The sequence below is a fragment of the Pseudomonas agronomica genome, from assembly GCF_025917275.1.
Classification (GTDB): Bacteria; Pseudomonadota; Gammaproteobacteria; order Pseudomonadales; family Pseudomonadaceae; genus Aquipseudomonas; species Aquipseudomonas agronomica.
This window is the reverse complement of record NZ_JAOSHO010000882.1, coordinates 1-1081: the sequence shown is the minus strand read 5'-3', so window position 1 is coordinate 1081 and position 1081 is coordinate 1. Positions and strand designations below refer to the sequence as shown.

1 protein-coding gene is annotated in these 1081 nt (G+C 55.2%); it reads left to right on the top strand.

Annotation, left to right across the window (positions count from 1 at the left end):
* The first annotated feature begins 194 nt into the window (after positions 1-194).
* Positions 195-977: a MetQ/NlpA family ABC transporter substrate-binding protein gene (locus OC610_RS27865; RefSeq protein WP_264432796.1), complete on the top strand. Its 783-nt coding sequence runs from the start codon at positions 195-197 to the stop codon at positions 975-977.
* Positions 978-1081 lie beyond the last annotated feature (104 nt).

Genomic DNA, 1081 nt, shown 5'->3' with positions numbered 1-1081 from the left:
AGGCGGGAGCAAGCTCCCTCGCCACAAAAGCTGCGTATTCCTATATGAGTAAAATGAATATGAACTTGAATAAAAGATATTGTTAAGGCATAAAAAATATCGGTATCTTCCGCATCACGCCAGCGATAGCACTTCGCTGGCACCTCACTTTGGCCGTCGTCCATGACGACAGTGATTTTCGATAAGGACACTGCATGAAAAAGGTTCTGTTGTTCACCGCATTGGCGGCAGCCCTGACCTCGGGCCTGGCCCTGGCCGGGGAGAAGTTGGTCGTCGCAGCCACCCCGGTGCCCCACGCCGAGATTCTGGAACTGATCAAACCGGCCCTCGCCAAAGAAGGCGTGGACTTGGAGATCAAGGTTTTTACCGACTACGTCCAGCCCAACGTACAGGTTGACCAGAAGCGCCTGGACGCCAACTACTTCCAGACCCTGCCTTACCTCAAGAGCTTCAACGAAGGCAAAGGCACTCACCTGGTGACAGTCATCGGCGTGCACGTTGAACCGTTTGGCGGTTACTCGAAAAAGGTCAAGAGCCTGGCTGAGCTGAAAGACGGCGCAACCATCGCCATCCCTAACGAAGGCAGCAACAGCGGCCGTGCGCTGATCCTGTTGCAGAAGGCTGGCCTGATTGAGCTCAAGGATCCGAAGAACGCCCTGGCTACGCCGAAAGACATCGCCAAGAATCCGAAGAACTTCAAGTTCAAGGAATTGGAATCGGCCATGTTGCCGCGCGTGCTGGACCAGGTTGACCTGGACATGATCAACACCAACTATGCCTTGGAAGCAGGCCTGAACCCGGCCAAGGACGCCTTGGTGATCGAAGGTTCGGATTCGCCTTACGTGAACTTCCTGGTTGCCCGTCCGGACAACAAGGACAGCGACGCCATCCAGAAACTGGCCAAGGCCCTGACCAGCCCGGAAGTGAAAGCGTTCATCGAGAAGAAATACAGCGGCGCGGTATTGCCGGCGTTCTGATTCGCGCGGTAAACCCTTGCACGGTTTCAAACGCCGACGGCTGATACAGCGTCGGCGTTTTTTTATGTTCGGAAAGGGTGGAACGGGTTACCTGTGGCGAGGGA

Bases quoted from the DNA above. Each gene is read 5' to 3' on its own strand.
- OC610_RS27865 (WP_264432796.1), top strand. From the start codon at position 195: ATGAAAAAGGTTCTGTTGTTCACCGCATTGGCGGCAGCCCTGACCTCG.